The sequence below is a fragment of the Amycolatopsis sp. NPDC057786 genome (assembly GCF_042797905.1).
In the GTDB taxonomy this organism is placed as follows: domain Bacteria; phylum Actinomycetota; class Actinomycetes; order Mycobacteriales; family Pseudonocardiaceae; genus Amycolatopsis.
In genome coordinates this window covers 1-16,831 of the sequence record NZ_JBHVKW010000032.1, presented here as the reverse complement: position 1 = coordinate 16,831, position 16,831 = coordinate 1, and the positions used below count along the sequence as shown (strand labels likewise).

General features: G+C 67.8%; 12 protein-coding genes. 6 read left to right on the top strand and 6 right to left on the bottom strand.

Going from position 1 to position 16,831, the window contains the following annotated elements:
* Nucleotides 1-2 precede the first annotated feature (2 nt).
* Both ACFVM3_RS18560 and ACFVM3_RS18555 read left to right on the top strand, forming a co-directional pair.
* Nucleotides 3-632 carry a GntR family transcriptional regulator gene (locus tag ACFVM3_RS18560; RefSeq protein WP_378440114.1) on the top strand — a complete coding sequence of 210 codons (630 nt, stop codon included), beginning with the start codon at nt 3-5 and terminating at the stop codon, nt 630-632.
* Nucleotides 633-636: 4 nt separating this feature from the next.
* Nucleotides 637-1,398 carry a metallophosphoesterase gene (locus ACFVM3_RS18555; protein WP_378440112.1) on the top strand — a complete coding sequence of 254 codons (762 nt, stop codon included), beginning with the start codon at nt 637-639 and terminating at the stop codon, nt 1,396-1,398.
* A 78-nt stretch (nt 1,399-1,476) separates the two neighbouring features.
* On the opposite strand, the gene ACFVM3_RS18550 is transcribed toward ACFVM3_RS18555, so the two are convergent.
* The 6 genes from ACFVM3_RS18550 to ACFVM3_RS18525 all read right to left on the bottom strand — a co-directional run bounded on the left by ACFVM3_RS18550 (nt 1,477) and on the right by ACFVM3_RS18525 (nt 8,371).
* The gene (locus ACFVM3_RS18550) at nt 1,477-3,102 is read right to left on the bottom strand and encodes a CocE/NonD family hydrolase (protein WP_378440110.1); all 1,626 of its coding nucleotides are present in this window, start codon (nt 3,100-3,102) and stop codon (nt 1,477-1,479) included.
* A 147-nt stretch (nt 3,103-3,249) separates the two neighbouring features.
* Complete coding sequence (aspA, locus tag ACFVM3_RS18545; protein ID WP_378440108.1) at nt 3,250-4,638, bottom strand: aspartate ammonia-lyase; 1,389 nt, start codon at nt 4,636-4,638, stop codon at nt 3,250-3,252.
* 10 nt (nt 4,639-4,648) lie between these two features.
* Nucleotides 4,649-5,602 (bottom strand): asparaginase, encoded by a 954-nt coding sequence (locus ACFVM3_RS18540; RefSeq protein ID WP_378440107.1) that lies wholly within the window; start codon nt 5,600-5,602, stop codon nt 4,649-4,651.
* Complete coding sequence (locus ACFVM3_RS18535; RefSeq protein ID WP_378440105.1) at nt 5,599-7,041, bottom strand: amino acid permease; 1,443 nt, start codon at nt 7,039-7,041, stop codon at nt 5,599-5,601. Before ACFVM3_RS18535 ends, ACFVM3_RS18540 begins: the two co-directional genes overlap by 4 nt.
* Before the next feature lie 4 nt (nt 7,042-7,045).
* The gene (locus ACFVM3_RS18530) at nt 7,046-7,717 is read right to left on the bottom strand and encodes a FadR/GntR family transcriptional regulator (RefSeq protein ID WP_378440195.1); all 672 of its coding nucleotides are present in this window, start codon (nt 7,715-7,717) and stop codon (nt 7,046-7,048) included.
* A gap of 252 nt (nt 7,718-7,969) precedes the next feature.
* Nucleotides 7,970-8,371 carry a nitroreductase/quinone reductase family protein gene (locus tag ACFVM3_RS18525; protein ID WP_378440103.1) on the bottom strand — a complete coding sequence of 134 codons (402 nt, stop codon included), beginning with the start codon at nt 8,369-8,371 and terminating at the stop codon, nt 7,970-7,972.
* A gap of 212 nt (nt 8,372-8,583) precedes the next feature.
* Here ACFVM3_RS18525 and ACFVM3_RS18520 point away from each other — a divergent pair, with 212 nt between their 5' ends.
* The 4 genes from ACFVM3_RS18520 to ACFVM3_RS18505 all read left to right on the top strand — a co-directional run bounded on the left by ACFVM3_RS18520 (nt 8,584) and on the right by ACFVM3_RS18505 (nt 16,545).
* Nucleotides 8,584-9,585 carry a plasmid pRiA4b ORF-3 family protein gene (locus ACFVM3_RS18520; protein WP_378440101.1) on the top strand — a complete coding sequence of 334 codons (1,002 nt, stop codon included), beginning with the start codon at nt 8,584-8,586 and terminating at the stop codon, nt 9,583-9,585.
* Between the two features lie 201 nt (nt 9,586-9,786).
* Nucleotides 9,787-13,371, top strand: coding sequence for a DNA polymerase III subunit alpha (gene dnaE, locus ACFVM3_RS18515; protein WP_378440100.1), 3,585 nt, complete (start codon nt 9,787-9,789; stop codon nt 13,369-13,371).
* Nucleotides 13,371-14,843 carry an MFS transporter gene (locus tag ACFVM3_RS18510; RefSeq protein ID WP_378440098.1) on the top strand — a complete coding sequence of 491 codons (1,473 nt, stop codon included), beginning with the start codon at nt 13,371-13,373 and terminating at the stop codon, nt 14,841-14,843. The genes dnaE and ACFVM3_RS18510 overlap by 1 nt, the downstream gene beginning before the upstream one ends.
* 457 nt (nt 14,844-15,300) lie before the next feature.
* Nucleotides 15,301-16,545, top strand: coding sequence for a low temperature requirement protein A (locus tag ACFVM3_RS18505; protein ID WP_378440096.1), 1,245 nt, complete (start codon nt 15,301-15,303; stop codon nt 16,543-16,545).
* Nucleotides 16,546-16,831 lie beyond the last annotated feature (286 nt).

Genomic DNA, 16,831 nt, shown 5'->3' with positions numbered 1-16,831 from the left:
TGATGACGAGGAACCTGCTCCGGCGCGACCTCGCGGAGGAGATCACCGCCCGCGTGCTCGACGGCCGCATCGCCGCGGACAGCCGCATCAACGAGGTGCACTTGGCCCGCGAACTGGGCGTCAGCCGGACCCCGTTGCGCGAGGCGCTGATCGGGCTGGCCGACCGCGGGCTGCTCGTCTCGGCGCCGGGCCGCGGCTTTCTCGTGCCGCCGTTCGATCCGGACGAGGCCCGGCAGCTGTACCCGCTCGTCGCGGAGCTCGAATCGCTGGCGTTGCGCTGGAGTTCGCCGCAGGACCTCGCCGGGCTCACCGGCGGTCTTGACCGGGTCGCCGCCGAGATGACCGCGGAACTGGCCAGGCAGGGCGACCTGTCCACTTTGGACGACCGCTGGCACGCGCTGCTCGTCTCGCGGTGCACGAATCCGCATCTGCTGCGCCTGCTCGAACAGACGAAGCCGTTGCTGAAACGCTATGACGCGCGTTATTTCGGTGGCGTCGAACGCGCCAAGGAGAGTATCGACGAGCACCACCGGATCGCCGAGGCGATCCGCGTCTCGGACCTCGCGACGGCACTGGAACTGCTCGTGCGGAACTGGGTGAAAACGTTGGCATATCTGGAAGACATGGGGTGACACGATGTTCGTGACGGCACATCTGAGCGACAACCATCTCGACGGCGGGGAGCGCGCCGACGAACGCACCGCACGGGTCATGCGGTACCTGGAAGGCCTGGCGACACCGGTCGACGCGATCCTGGTGACCGGTGACATCACCGACCACGGCACCTTGGAGGAATACCGGCGCGCGGCCGAGCTCTTCAAGACCGGCGTCCCGCTCTTCGTCTGCCCCGGAAACCACGACAAGCGCGGCCCGTTCCGCGAAGGGCTGCTCGGCCAGGCGCCGGACGACGCCCCGGTCAACGCGGCGCATACCGTCGGCGACGTCACGTTCGTCATGGCCGATTCGACCATCCCCGGCAAACCCGACGGGCAGTTCGACGACGAGACCATGGCCTGGCTGGACGGCGTACTCGGCGACGGTGATGGCCCCGCCTTCATCGCCTTCCACCACCCGCCGGTCGCGCTCGGGCTGCCGTTGGTGGACGCGATGCGCCAATACGGTGAGGAAAAGCTGGCCGAGGTGCTCGCGCGTCACCCGCGCGTGGTCGCCTTGCTCTGCGGGCACGTTCACGCGGCGGCGTCGACGACGTTCGCGGGCGTGCCCCTTCGGTCGGCGCCGTCGGTCGGGTCGAGCATCCTGTTCCCGTGGGAGCGGGACGGACTGCGGCCCTGGGGTGAAGGCGGGCCGGTGGACTACGACCTGCCGCCGTCGCTGCTGTTCCACGTGCTGCACGACGACGGCAGGCTGACCACGCACCAGCGGGTCGTGCCGGCCTGAGGGGGAATCAGGTGAGGCGACGCCGTCGCGAGGTGTTGCGAAAGTGGCTTTCGCAACGCGCTCGTGTGCCGTCCATCCTCACCGGCCCGCGAACACCGGCAACGTGATCCGGGACGGCCGCGCGGGGTCGTGGAAGATCTCGAACCGCGCGGGTTTCCCGTCCACCGCGCTGAAAACCGGCTCACCGGTGCCGTGGTTGCGGGCGAAGCGCGGGAACGCGCCGCCCGCGACCTGCACCCGCAGGCGGTGCCCGCGCCGGAACCGGTACGCCGTCGGGTCGAGCAGGATCTCGGCGGCGACCACACCATCCACATCGGACTCCGGGGTGCCGGGCCGCAGGCGGAGGATCCCGTCGGTGACGTTGCGGGAGACACCGCGACGGTCCACATCGCATAGCCGGACGAAGACGTCGCCGTGCCCGCCGTCGGTCCGGACGTGCACCAGCGCGGAGATCTCGCCGATGACGTCGAGATCGCGCTCCAGCACGTCACCGGTGAAGAGCAGCACGTCCGGCCGCGCTTCGACGTCCTTGTTGTCCTGCTGTTTCCGCACCCCCGACAGCAGTGGGCCGCCGACCGTCGGCGTCGGATCGGCCGGATCGAAGGTGAACCTGCCCGGTTTCGACTCCACCGGTTCATCGGGGGAAAGCCTGCCGGGACGCAGGAAGTACGGGGTGGCGTCGGACTCCGGCGGCCAGCTTTCGAAGTCCAGCCAGCGTCCGGAGCCCTGGAGGTACAGGCGCACGGGTGACTGCCTGAGCGGCGCGCGATCACCGAGAAGGTGAGCGGAGAGGAAGCCGATCTGGTCGGTGATCAGGGTTTTCAGGCTCGCGGGCTCGCCGTGGGCCCACGGTCCGATGGTGATCCGCGGTGCACGTCCTGCCGCGGCGAGCTCCTTGAAGTCGCGCAGCTGGGCTGAGATGAACAGGTCGTACCAGCCGGTCACCATGGACACCGGGGTCGTCAGCCGCGCGACTTCGGCACTGTGGTCCGACGGCGCCCAGAAGTCGTCGCCGGGTTCGGCGTGCGCGGAGACGTCCTGCAGGAACCGCACCTGCTTGCCGATGGCCGCGACGTCGGCGCCGGAAACCGGCAGAGATGCCATGGCGCGGCGGGTCTTCTTCGTCTGCCAGGGATTCGGCAGGCCGGCGAACCGGCCTTCCTGGCGGCCGATCAGCGCCGACCACGAGACCATGTTGTCGACCGCGAGGATCCCGCCGGGATAAAAGGTCGACACGAACTCCGAAGCGGTGACGCCGAGGCACAGCGCTGCGAGCGGCTCGTCGAGGTACGGCGCGACGGCCCACTGCGTGTGGCCGAGGTAGCTCGCCCCCGCCATCGCGACCCGGCCGTCGCACCACGGCTGCTCGCGCAGCCACGCGACGGTGGCGAGGCCGTCCTCCTTCTCCAGGTGGAACGGCCGGAACTCGCCGCCGGAGCCGAAGGTCCCGCGCGTGCTCTGGAGAACCGTCTGCAACCCGTGCCGCGCGAACGTCTCGCCGAAGATCCTGCCCATCAGGCCCTTGCGGCCGTACGGCGTGCGGATCAGCACCACCGGCCGCGGCTCGTCGCCCGGGACGGCGTAGCGATCCGCCAGCAGCCGGACACCGTCGGGCATCGGGACGGGGATCGCCTTGGTGACCGAGGGGGCAGGCCCTTCGGCGGGCGGGAGGCCGAGGTACCGGTCGAGGAGTCGGTCGAGCACGCTGGGCGCCTTTCGTGCGGAGGATCACCTTCCGCTTACGACCGTACCCCGCAGGTCAGGAAAGGGGCTTTCAGGACGAATGGTGTCCTGAAAGGCCCTTTCCTGACACTGGCGCGGGGCGGACCGCCCGGTACCGCCCCGCGGGTCTCAGGAAAGCCGGGCGAGCGTCTCCGGCTTCAGCAGCTTCGCCAGCTCTTCGGCGGGCAGAAGTCCCTTCTCGACGACGAGTTCCGCCACGCCACGCCCGGTCTCGAGCGCTTCCTTGGCGATCTCGGTCGCCGCCGCGTACCCGATCTTCGGGTTCAGCGCGGTCACCAGCCCGATCGAATTCTCGACGTAGCCCCGCATCACGTCCGCGTTCGCGGTGATCCCGGAGACGCATCGTTCCGCCAGCACCAGGCACGCCGACCGCAGATGCGTGATGCTCTCCGAAAGCGAATGCAGGATCAGCGGCTCGAACGCGTTGAGCTGCAACTGCCCGGCCTCGGCCGCCATCGTGACGGCGACGTCGTTGCCGATGACCTCGAACGCGACCTGGTTGACCACCTCGGGGATCACCGGGTTGATCTTGCCGGGCATGATCGACGACCCGGCCTGCACCGGCGGCAGGTTGATCTCGTTGAACCCGGCCCGCGGCCCGGACGAGAGCAGCCGCAGATCGTTGCAGCTCTTCGAAAGTTTCACCGCGATCCGCTTGAGTACGCCGGAAAGGTGCACGAACGCGCCGCAGTCCTGGGTCGCCTCGACGAGGTCCGCCGCGGACACGACGGGCAGGCCGGTGATCTCGCGCAGATGCGCGACGGCGGCCTCGGCGTACCCTGGCGCGGCGTTGAGCCCGGTGCCGATCGCGGTCGCGCCGAGGTTGATCTCGTGCAGCAGCGTCACCGCTTCGGTGAGCCGAAGCCGGTCTTCGCCGAGCATGACCGCGTAGGTGCCGAATTCCTGCCCCAGTGTCATCGGGACGGCGTCCTGCAACTGTGTGCGGCCCATCTTCAGCAGATCGTGGAACTCGACGGCCTTGGCCGCGAAAGCCCGCTCCAGCACGACCATCGCCTCGGCCAGCTCGTGGACGGCGATGATCGTCGCGACGTTGACCGCGGTCGGGTACGCGTCGTTGGTCGACTGCCCGAGGTTCACGTGCTCGTTCGGGTGCACGCGGGCGTAGTCGCCCTTCTCGTGCCCGAGCAGTTCGAGCGCGCGGTTCGCGATCACCTCGTTGGCGTTCATGTTCGTCGAGGTCCCCGCGCCGCCCTGGATGACGTCGACGACGAATTGGTCGTGCAGCGCGCCTTCGCGGATCTCACGGCAGGCCTGGCGGATCGCGTCGGCGACGTCCGGCTCCAGCAACCCCAGATCGGCGTTGGCGCGGGCCGCGGCCTCCTTGACCGAGGCGAGTGCCTCGATCAGATGCGGGTACGCGGAGATCGCGGTGCCGGTGATGGGGAAGTTCTCCCTGGCGCGCGCGGTGTGCACACCCCAGTAGGCGTCGGCGGGGACTTCCTTGTCCCCCAGCAGATCGTGTTCCACGCGGTGCATCGAAGACTCCTCAGGCGGCGAGTTCGGGTTCGGCCAGCACGCCCGTCACGCGCAGACCGGGAGTGGGTTCCAGCACGTTCGGATCGACACCGCACAGCGCGAGCGTGGCGGCGAGCACCGGCCGCCGCGCGCGGTCGCCACCGTCGGCGATCTTGATCGCGATCGCCGTCCCGTCCGGGAGAGCGGCGACCTGGACGGCTTCGAAACCGTCCTTGGCGATCAGGCCGGGCACCGCGCGCATGAGCGTGGTGACGTCGCGACGCGTACCGGCGACCAGTTCCGGATGCTTCCGGATCCCCTCGGCGACAAGGCCTTCGGGCGTTCCTGGCGCCGACGCGGCGATTTTGCCGACCGCGCGGGCGAGCCCGCGCAGCGAGACCGCGAACAGAGGAGCGCCACAACCGTCGACGGCCACCTTCGGGACGCGTTGCCCGGTCAGGTCTTCGACGCACTCCGCGATCGCGCGCTGGAGCGGATGGCCGGGATCCAGATAGTCCTTTGTGGACCAGCCGTGCAGGCGGCACGTCGCGAGCATGGCGGCGTGCTTGCCGGAACAGTTGTGCGCCACTCGCGAAGCCGTCCGTCCCGAAGCGACCCACGTGTCACGCTCGACCGGGTCGAACGGCAGGTCCTCCGGCGTCCGCAGATCCTCCGTGGTGAGCCCTGCGCCATCGAGCGTCCCGCGCACTTCGGCCAGGTGGATCTCCTCGCCGGAGTGGCTGGCCGCCGCGACGGCGAACCCGGCGGGGCTCAGGTCGATCCCGAGCCGCGCCATCGCCGTGGCCTGCAAGGGTTTCGCCGCCGAACGCGGATAGAACGCCGCCTCGACGTCGCCCGCGGCGAACAGCACGCGGCCGTCGGGAGCGAGCACCACGGCCGAACCGTGGTGCACCCCCTCGACCATTCCGTCGCGGAGGAGGTGCACCAGCGGTTCGTGCGCGGGAACGCGGAGCTCCGGGATCACAGCTTCGTCTTTTCGAAGACGTCCATGTTGATCCGCTTGCGGACCCCGAACCAGCCCGCCACCAGCGCGAGCCCGATGACCGGCAGGCAGTACAGGGTGATCCGGCCGGTCTCGTCGAAGCCCATCAGCACCACGACCGCGGCGAGGAAGATCAGCGTCGCGATCTCGGTGTAGGGCGAGAACGGCAGGCGGTACGACGGGCGCTCGACCTCGCCGCGCTTGGCCTTGCGGACGAACAGCAAATGGGACAGCACGATGATCGCCCAGGTGCCGAGGATGCCGATGGCGGCGAAGTTCAGCACGATCTCGAAGGCCTGGCTCGGCACGACGGCGTTCAGGCCGACACCGACCACGCAGACCGCGGAAGTGAGCAGGATCCCGCCGTAGGGCACGTGGTTCTTGTTCATCACGCCGGTGAACTTCGGCGCGGAGCCCGCCATCGACATCGACCGCAGGATGCGGCCGGTGGAGTAGAGGCCAGAGTTCAGGCTGGACAGGGCCGCCGTCAGCACCACGAGGTTCATGACGTTGCCCGCCTGCGGCACCCCGATATGCGAGAGCACGGTGACGAACGGGCTCTCGTTCTTCGAATAGGAGTCCCACGGCATCAGCATCGCCAGCAGGATCACCGAGCCGACGTAGAAGATCCCGATCCGCCACATGATCGAGTTGATCGCCTTCGGCATGATCTTGCGCGGGTTCTCCGTCTCACCGGCGGCGACGCCGACCAGCTCGACCGAGGCGTAGGCGAACACGACACCCTGGACGATCAGCACCATCGGCAGCAGACCCGCGGGGAAGATCCCGCCGTGGTCGGAGATCAGCGAGAAGCCCGGCGTGGTGCCGTCGATCGGCTGCTGGGTGACCAGCAGGAAGATCCCGATCCCCATGAAGGTCACCAGCGCGGCGACCTTGATGATGGCGAACCAGAACTCCATCTCGCCGAACAGTTTCACCGAAACCATGTTCAGCGCCAGCACCACCGCGAGCGCGATGAGCGCCAGCACCCACTGCGGGATCGGCGTGAAGAACGACCAGAAATGCGCGTACAGCGCGATCGCGGTGATATCCGCGATACCGGTCGTCGACCAGTTCAGGAAGTGCATCCAGCCCGCGACGAAAGCGCCCTTCTCACCCATGAATTCGCGGGCGTAGGAGACGAAGGCGCCGGAGGAGGGCCGGTACAGGATGAGTTCGCCGAGCGAGCGCACCACGAAGAACGCGAAAAGGCCGCAGACCGCGTACACGATCGCGAGCGCGGGGCCCGCCTGCGCGAGCCTGCCGCCCGCGCCGAGGAACAGGCCGGTGCCGATGGCGCCGCCGATCGCGATCATGTTGACGTGGCGGGGTTTCAGCGCCTTGTCGTAGCCGGCGTCACCGGCGTCGGCGAGCACCGGCGCGGATTTGCTGTCGTCCGCGCTGAGGGTCTGTTCGGTCACGATTTCAGTCGTCCTTGTTCTGCTGCGTCGTGTGGCCTGGCCGCACGATGGTGGTGAGCGCGTACTCGACGTGTTCGAGATGGGAGGTCATCGCCGCGACGGCGTCGGCTTCGGAGCCGGCGGCGATGGCGGTGACGATCTCACGGTGCTCGGTGTTCGAGCGGGTCCGACGATCCCCCAATTGGTTGAGAAAGGACGACTGGCGGGCCAGCGCGTCCCGGATCTCTTCGATGACCTTGCCGAACACCGGATTGCCCGAGGCCTGGGCGATGGTGATGTGGAACAGCGAGTCCAGCGCCACCCACGCGGTGTTGTCGGTTTCGACGTCCATCCGCTCGACGAGGTGACCGAGGAGGTCCAGGTCGTCGGTGCTGCGGCGCAAGGCCGCGTAACCGGCGACGGGGATCTCGACGTGCCGCCGGACCTCGAACAGGTCGCGGGCCGAGTAGGTCCCGAAGGTGGGGTTCTCGACCGGCCCGGTGGCGGTCACGAAGGTCCCTTTGCCCGTTTTGGACACGGTGAGCCCGAGTGCCTGCAGCCCCCGCAACGCTTCGCGGACGACCGAACGGCTGACCTCGAACTCCTTGCCGAGCGCGGATTCCGACGGCAGTTTCTGGCCGACGGGGTACTCGCCGCGCTCGATGGCACCGCGGAGGTGGGCCAGAACGGCCTCCATCGCGCTGACGCGTCGTGGACCACCGTGTCCGGCTGTCTGGCTGTCAGACAGGTTCATGGGACGAGATCGTGGGGTCGGCCCCACGCTTTGTCAAGCGTTCGGCCGAGCGCCCCGATCCAGCCTGCGAGGTCCGCTTCAGCGGGGTAAGGGGAACCCGTGCAGGGCACCTTCGCGGGCACGGAGTTCCGTGAGGACACCGGATTCCCGAGCGCGAGTGGCCAGTGTCACAAGGCCGCCGCGACCCCGCGAACGTCAAACGCGGTGGAGCGCGATCACCGGGAACGGCCTGCTGGTCTTCGCCTGATGCTCAGCCAGCCGCGGGAACGCCTTCGCCTGCTTCGCGAACAAGCGGTCCCGAGCCGCTCCGGTGACCTCGACCGCGTGCGCGGTGAAGGCCTCTCCGTCGGCCTCGACGTCGACGGACGGCTCCGCGACCAGATTGCGGTACCAGTCCGGATGCCCGTGCGCGCCACCGTTGGCGGCGAAGACGACGTAGCGGTCGTCGTCGGCCAGGAACAGCATCGGCGTCACGTGCCGTCGTCCGGTGCGGGCGCCGGTGGTGGTGAGCAGCAAAGTCGGGAGACCGTCGCCGTGGCGACCGTTCGCGCGGAACTCCGCGATCACCTGTTCGTTCATGGCCTGCAGGTCGATCATCAACTCTCCGGGCGGTTCGGTGATCTTGGCGGCTGGCCAGTCTGCCCATCCATGCCCAGGTCGGCAAGCATTTTTCGATCATCGCTGTTCACAACGCCGAAACTGTCGGTGCCGGTGGCGATACTGGTCCTGTGTCCCCCGTCAGCCGCGGCCGCAAGCCCGCCGAACGACCGAAGAGCCGGCACTCACGCCGTCCGCGTTCGCCTCTGGACGTGACCAGGGTGGAGCGCTGGCCGAAGCTGCTCCACGGGCCGATCGAGCTTTCGGACTGTGTCGTCCGAGGCCGGGTTGATCGGGACCGGGTCGTCCTGGCCGCCAAGCTGACGGCGGGCGAACGCTCGGTCGGGGTCGAGGTGGTGGTCAACGATCGCGAGGTCGACGTGATCGAGCTCCATCCCGAACCCGAGGACCTCTTTGCGGTGCGTCGCAACGGCTTCGAGGTGAGCCAGGCGCCGCTGACCCCCGAAGAGTTCCGGAGCCAGGTCGAAGCGGCCTTGATCGTCAGAGCGGACTCGGACCGCTGGTACGAAGACCACTCTCCGGGCATGGTCGAGATGAGTTTGAAGTTCAGGCCCGATCTGCCCGCACGCGCCGGCCAGCTTCGCCGGTGGCTCGGTCTCCCCGACTACGAGCCGGTGCCCCGGTCCGCGGTGGCCGATCCGCTCCCGGTCGTGCTTCCCCCGCACGGGCCGGCCACCGGGATGTGGATCGCGGTTGCCGTGGAGGAACCGGAGCCCGCGATCTGGCGGCGGCTCGAAGTCCGCTCCGACATCACCCTGGCCGCCTTGCACCGGATCCTCGCGGCCGCGTTCGAGAGGGACGAACGACAGGAACATCGGTTCGAGACCGCGTACGGCGGGTTCAGCGCCGACGTCCGGCACTGGGACGGTGACCGCTTGGACGAAGAGGTGACCCTGGGACAGGTCGTGAGCGCGCCAGGGCATCGGCTGATCTACAACGCCGGGGATTGGGAGCATTGGCTCCGTGTCGAGAAGCTGGTCGACCTCCCTCGCACGGCGAGTTGCCTCGGCGGGAAGCGGGCGGCGCCACCGGCGGAATGCGAAGACGCGCGGGGTTATGAGCTGCTCATGGCTGCGCTGAGAGGGCAGTACGACGAAGACGACGAGGACCTGATCGAGGAACTCGGCCCCGGATTCGATCCGGAGTGGTTCGACAGGGAGGTGGTCAACGAGCGACTGGCCCGGCTGAGCTGATCCGGCGCCCCGTTCGGGGGTAACGGAGGTCATCGCGAACCGCACCGCGTCGGTGCTTGGCGGCGGCCTGCCGGAGGGGGAGACTGGCCCTCGCCGGGGTGCCATCCCGCCCGGGCGCCGTCGGACCTCGGCGCATAAGGTGGGAGGACCGGCCCGCGTCAAGCAGCCAGGGATCCGTCTGCCTAGGGGAGGTTTTCGCTGGTGTCGAACGATTCCTTCGTCCACCTGCATGTGCACACCGAGTACTCGATGCTCGACGGTGCGGCGAAGATCGCCCCCTTGTTCAAGGAGGCGGCGCGCCTGGGCATGCCCGCGGTCGGGATGACCGACCACGGCAACATGTACGGCGCGGACGAGTTCTACCAGCAGGCGGTCAAACACGACCTCAAGCCGATCATCGGCATCGAGGCCTACGTCGCGCCGGAGAGCCGGTTCCACAAGAAGCCGGTCTTCTGGGGCCAGTCGAACCAGCGTGGCGCCGACGAGTTCGGTGAGGGCGGTGACGTCTCCGGTGGTGGTGCCTACACCCACATGACGATGCTCGCCGAGAACTCCACCGGTCTGCGCAACCTGTTCAAGCTCTCGTCGCTCGCGAGCATGCAGGGCTACTACCGCAAGCCCCGGATGGACCGCGAGCTGATCGCGGAGAACCACCACGGCATCATCGCGACCACCGGCTGCCCCTCTGGCGAGGTGCAGACGCGGCTGCGGCTGGGGCAGCGCACCGAAGCGATCCAGGCCGCTTCGGACTACAAGGACATCTTCGGCGCCGACAACTTCTTCCTCGAACTGATGGACCACGGGCTGCCGATCGAGCGGTCGGTCCGTGAGGGCCTGCTCGAGATCGGCAAGCTGCTCGATCTCAAGCCGCTGGCCACCAACGACTCGCACTACGTCACCAAGGACCAGGCCGACACCCACTCCGCGCTGCTGTGCGTGCAGGCGGGCAAGACGCTGAACGACCCGAACCGGTTCAAGTTCGACGGCGACGGCTACTACCTGAAGTCGGCCGCCGACATGCGGGAGTACTGGGACAAGGAGGTCCCCGGCGCCGCCGACTCGACGCTGCTGATCGCCGAGCGCGTCGAGTCCTACAAGGACGTGTACACGCACAAGGACCGGTTGCCCTTCTTCGAGGTCCCCGAGGGCTACGACCAGGGCACCTGGCTGCGGGAAGAGGTCGCGCGCGGCCTCAAGTGGCGCTATCCGGACGGCGTGCCGGACCCGTACTACAACGAGCGCATCGAGATCGAACTCGACGTCATCATCGGGAAGGGCTTCCCCGCCTACTTCCTCATCGTCGCCGACCTCATCAACTACGCCCGTAAGGTCGGCATCCGCGTCGGCCCCGGCCGAGGTTCCGCCGCCGGCTCGCTGGTCGCGTACGTCCTCGGTATCACCAACCTGGACCCGATCCCGCAGAAGCTGCTGTTCGAGCGGTTCCTGAACCCCGAGCGCGTCTCGATGCCCGATATCGACATCGACTTCGACGACCGCCGTCGCGGCGAGATGATCCGTTACGCCACCGAGAAGTACGGCGTCGACAAGGTCGCACAGGTCATCACCTTCGGCACCATCAAGACCAAGGCGGCCATCAAGGACTCCGCCCGCGTCCACTTCGGCCAGCCGGGGTACGCGATCGCGGACCGGATCTCGAAGGCCCTCCCGCCGCCGATCATGGCGAAGGACATCCCGCTCTCGGGCATCGTCGACTCGAAGCACGAGCGCTACGGCGAAGCGGCCGAGGTCCGCGCGCTCGTCGAGACGGACGAGGAGTGCAAGACGATCTTCGAGACCGCGCGCGGTCTCGAAGGCCTGATCCGCAACGCCGGCGTCCACGCCTGCGCGGTCATCATGTCCTGCGACCCGCTGACCGACGCCATCCCGCTGTGGCAGCGCGACGACGGTTCGATCATCACCGGCTGGGACTACCCGTCGTGCGAGGCCATCGGCCTGCTGAAGATGGACTTCCTCGGCCTGCGGAACCTCACCGTCATCGGTGACGCGATCGACAACATCAAGACCAACCGCGGGATCGACATCGACCTCGACACCCTCGGCGTCGACGACAAGGCGACCTACGAACTGCTGTCCCGCGGTGACACGCTCGGCGTGTTCCAGCTGGACGGCGGGCCGATGCGTGACCTGCTGCGCCGCATGCAGCCGACCCAGTTCGACGACATCGTGGCGGTGGGCGCGCTGTACCGCCCCGGCCCGATGGGCATGAACGCGCACAACGACTACGCCGACCGCAAGAACGGGCGGCAGAAGGTCAAGCCGATCCACCCCGAGCTCGACGAGCCCCTGAAAGAGATCCTGGCCGACACCTACGGCCTGATCGTCTATCAGGAGCAGATCATGCACATCGGCCAGAAGGTGGCCGGGTACTCGATGGGCCGCGCGGACGTGCTCCGCCGCGCGATGGGCAAGAAGAAGCAGGAAGTCCTCGAGAAGGAGTTCGAGGGCTTCGAGGCCGGGATGAAGTCGAGCGACCTCGTTCCCGGCGGTTTCTCGTCCGAGGCGATCAAGGCGCTCTGGGACACGATCCTCCCGTTCGCCGGCTACGCGTTCAACAAGAGTCACGCGGCCGCGTACGGCCTGATCTCCTACTGGACCGCGTACCTCAAGGCGAACTTCACACCGGAGTACATGGCCGCGCTGCTCACCTCGGTCGGTGACAACAAGGACAAGTCCGCGGTCTACCTCTCGGAATGCCGCCGCCTCGGGATCAAGGTGCTCCCGCCGGACGTCAACGAGTCGGCGCTGAGGTTCGCGGCCGTCGGGGACGACATCCGCTTCGGTATGGGTGCCGTCCGCAACGTCGGCGCGAACGTCGTCGAGTCGATCATCAAAACCCGCGAGGAGAAGGGGAAGTACTCCTCGTTCACCGACTTCCTCGACAAGTCCGAGCTGGTGGCCTGCAACAAGCGCGTCATCGAATCGCTGATCAAGGCGGGCGGGTTCGACTCGCTCGGCAACACGCGGCTCTCGATGATCCAGGTGCACGAGGACGCGGTCGAGGCGGTGGTCCCGCTCAAACGCCAGGAGGCGATGGGCCAGTTCGACCTCTTCGGCTTCGGCGGGGACGACGAGGCCGGGGACGCGGTGTCCTCGTCGCCGCTCGCGCACCTGAAGTTCGGCGAAGAGGAGTATCCGCGCAAGCAGCTCCTGGCCTACGAACGGGAGATGCTCGGCCTCTACGTCTCGGCGCATCCGCTGGACGGTGCCGAACGCATCCTGCGCAAACACGCGCCGCGGCCGATCGCCGCGATCCTCGCCGACCCGCCGAAGGAAGGCGAGCTGGTCGTCTCCGGGCTGATCACCTCACTGGAACGCCGGGTCAACAAGAAGGGCGAGCCCTGGGCGATCTGCACCATCGAGGACATGGACGCCTCGCTCGAGGTGCTGTACTTCCCGAAGTCCTACGCGATGTTCTCCGCCGACCTCATCGAGGACAACGCTGTGCTCGTCAAGGGCAGGGTGAACTGGCGCGAGGACAAGATGTCCATCTTCGGCGGCGGCCTCGTGCCGCTCGACCTGTCCGAGGTCGGCAACGGCGACGACGATCTTCCGCTGGTCCTGCTGGCCGCGGCGGAGAAGATCGACCAGTCGGTGGTCAGTGAGCTGAAGCAGACCCTGCTGGCGCACAAGGGCGAGACGCCGGTGCACCTCAAGCTGGTCGGCAAGAACCAGACGGTCTTCGCGCTCTACGACTATCCGGTCAAGGTGACGTCGATGCTGATCGGTGAGCTCAAGGGCATCCCCGGGATCGCCGCCAGCACCTGATGAGTACCTACGAACCCGACCCTCGGCGCTGGAAGGCGCTCGCCGTCACCCTCGCCGCCGGGTTCATGGGCCTGCTCGACGTCAGCATCGTCAACACGGCGCTGCCGTCGATCCAGAAAGACCTCGGCGCGTCGAGCGGCGGGATCCAATGGGTGGTTTCGGGCTACGCGCTGGCTTTCGGGCTGGTGCTGGTGACCGGCGGCAGGCTCGGTGACGCGCTCGGCCGCCGCCGCATGTTCCTGTTCGCTCTCGCCGCGTTCGTGCTGACCAGCGCGTTCGCCGGCGCGGCACCGAACGAGACGACGCTGATCATCGCGCGGCTCCTGCAGGGATTCGCCTCGGGCATGATGACGCCGCAGAACAGCGGGATGATCCAGGACCTGTTCCGCGGCGCGGAACGAGGCCGCGCGTTCGGCATGTTCGGCGCCACCGTCGGGATCTCGACCGCCGTCGGGCCGGTACTCGGCGGCGTGATCCTCGCTGTCTTCGGTGACCCGGAGGGCTGGCGCTGGGTCTTCTACGTGAACGTGCCCATCGGGATCCTCGCGTTCGCGCTGGCCCTGAGATGGCTGCCGAAAGCGGAAGCCCCGGCCAGAAGCCTGCGGGGTGAAATCGACTTCGTCGGCATCATGCTGCTGGGTGTCGCCGTACTCGGTGTCCTGCTTCCGTTGATCGAATCCGAACAGGGCGGGCTCAGCAGCCTGTGGTGGCTGTTCCTCGTCGCGGTGGTCTTCGGTTTCGCCTTCGTGCGCTGGGAACGCTCGATGGTCCGGCGCGGCCGTCCGCCGCTACTGGACACCCGGCTGTTCACCGGAACCCCTGGCTACGCGACGGGCGCGGCCGTCGGCGCGCTGTACTTCAGCGGATTCACCGGGATGTGGCTGGTCTTCGCCATCTTCTTCCAGCAGGGCCTCGGCTACACGCCACTGCAATCCGGGCTCGCCGTCACCTCCTTCGCGCTCGGCTCGGCCGTGTCGGCGGCGATCGCGGGACGGCTGGTGCCGAGGTGGGGCCGCAAGCTCACCGTCACCGGGCTGGTCATGGTGATCGCCGGGATGGTCACGGTCGCCGTTCTCGCCGGTCAGGACCCCGGCGCGGCGGCGGGGTGGTGGTTCGCGCTGCCGTTGCTCGTCGCGGGTGTCGGTGGCGGCATGGTCATCTCGCCCAACACCACGTTGACGCTGGAGTGCGTGCCGACGTCCATGGCCGGTGTCGCCGGGGGAGCGTTGCAGACCGGGCAACGGATCGGCACCGCGATCGGCACGGTCGTGCTGGCCTCGGTCTTCCACGCGGTACTCGGTGCGAACGGCGGCTATCCGTCGGCGCTGACCGCCGCGATGCTGTGCGCCGCCGCGTTGACCAGTTCGGCACTTTTACTCGCCGTGATCGAACTCCGCGCGCGCCGGAAGCGGCGCGTGCTCACTGAGCGGGAGGAAGCCGAGCGGACCGCCGCCGACAGTCAACGCGGCTGAGTCTTCCGTGCGTGCCGATGACTACGTTCGGCAAGATCGAATGCTCCATCCGAGTGACTGAGGGTGTCATCCCCTGGTGCTACTCAGAGCAACCGGGTACACCTAACGGAGCCTTCACCGCTGTGACTTGGCTACCGACAGTGGTATTTCTGTCGATCGATCGGGGATGGATCGATCGGCGGGAGCGATCGTGGTGAGTCCGGAGTTCTCAGGAATGGACACCCGCGGTCACGAACCGGTGGACAGCCGTCGGCGTCCGCGGGGGACCGTTCGGCGGCGGCCGGCTCAACACCACTGGCGAGCCGAGTACCGGTGAGGCATTCGCGCGGGTGGGTTCGCGCGGGGTCGCCTGGGGAGGTGCACCCGGCCCGGACCCACCCGCCGCGCGTTTCCTCCGAGTGTGTGAACCGCTTTCGGCTGCGAAGATCTCCGCAGATCGACTTGGCGAGGAGCACTGATGGCGGAGAGTTCTGTACGACGGAGCCGGCTGCGGGTCTGGTACCGGCCGATGAAGATGCGCGATTCCGGTGAAGGGCACCGGGTCGCGACCCCGTTGGAGCTGCTGTTCGACCTGTGTTTCGTGGTCGCCGTCGCGCAGGCCGCCGCCGGTCTGCACCACGCGATCGCCGAGAACCACATCGGGGACGGGGTACTCAGCTTCGGGATGGTGTTCTTCGCGATCTGGTGGGGCTGGCTGAACTTCAGCTGGTTCGCGTCGTCGTTCGACACCGACGACGTCCCGTACCGGCTGGTGACGCTCGTCCAGATCGCGGGCGGCCTGACCGTCGCCGCCGGTGTCTCGTCGGCCTTCAAAGGCGACTTCGGGATCGTGGTGGCGGGCTACGTCCTGATGCGGCTGGCGATGGTCGTGCAATGGCTGCGCGCCGCACGGACCGATCCGCACTGCCGCCCGGCCGCGCTGCGGTACGCCGTCGGCATCACGATCGTCCAGATCCTGTGGGTCGTCCGCCTCGGCCTTCCGGAGTCGTTGGCGCTGCCGTCGTTCTTCCTGTTCTTGGTGGCGGAACTCGCGGTCCCGGTGATCGCCGAACGCAAGCGCTGGACGGGCTGGCACCCGCACCACATCGCCGAGCGCTACGGCCTGTTCACGATCATCGTGCTGGGTGAATCCATCCTCGGCGCGACCACCGCGGTCAAGGAAGGGCTGGACGAAGGCAAGCACACCGGCAGCCTGATCTCGCTCGCCGCCGCGGGTCTCGTGCTGGTGTTCTCCCTGTGGTGGCTGTACTTCGACCAACCGGGTCACGTCCGGCTGGAGAAGGCGAAGAGCCTGTTCACCGTGGCGAGCTGGGGCTACGGGCACTATCTGATCTTCGCCTCGGCGGCCGCGCTCGGCGCCGGCCTCGAAGTCGCGGTCGACTACGACACCCACACCGGGCACGTCGCGTCCCTGCCCGCCGCCATGGCGACGACCGTGCCCGTCGCGATCTATCTGGTCAGCGTCTGGCTGATGCACATCGGGCCCACCAACGAATGCCGCCCGATCGCGATCGGCTTTCCGGTGACCGCGGTGCTCGTACTCGGCGCGTCGTTCACGCCGGCGCCCATCCACATCACCGCCGGGCTCGCCGCCGCCCTCGTCGTGCTGACGGTGGTCGCCACCCATGGCGAGCCGGTTCCGGGGGAGAGTCCGATCGACGCAGGTCAGAGCCCCGGCGCGAAAAAAGGGACCCCCCTGTGAACGCCGGTTTCGGGCCGTGTAATGTTCTCTTCGTCGCCAGGGAAACCGAGCGGCCGCCGGGAACACGAACCAAGCTCCCACCGGATGGTGGTAGAGTGGGTGGTCCCGAACCGGAGAGGTAACTCTACCCCCGCTGAAACGGCAGTTTCGAGCAGGTGCTAGGGTGTGCTCCGGACAAAAGCCAAGAAATAACTGCTTCGGATAAGGCCGCTTGGTTGTGGTGCGATCTGGGGTGTGTTGCTTGAGAACTCAACAGTGTGCTAGTGAACTAAGCCAGTAGAGCTTA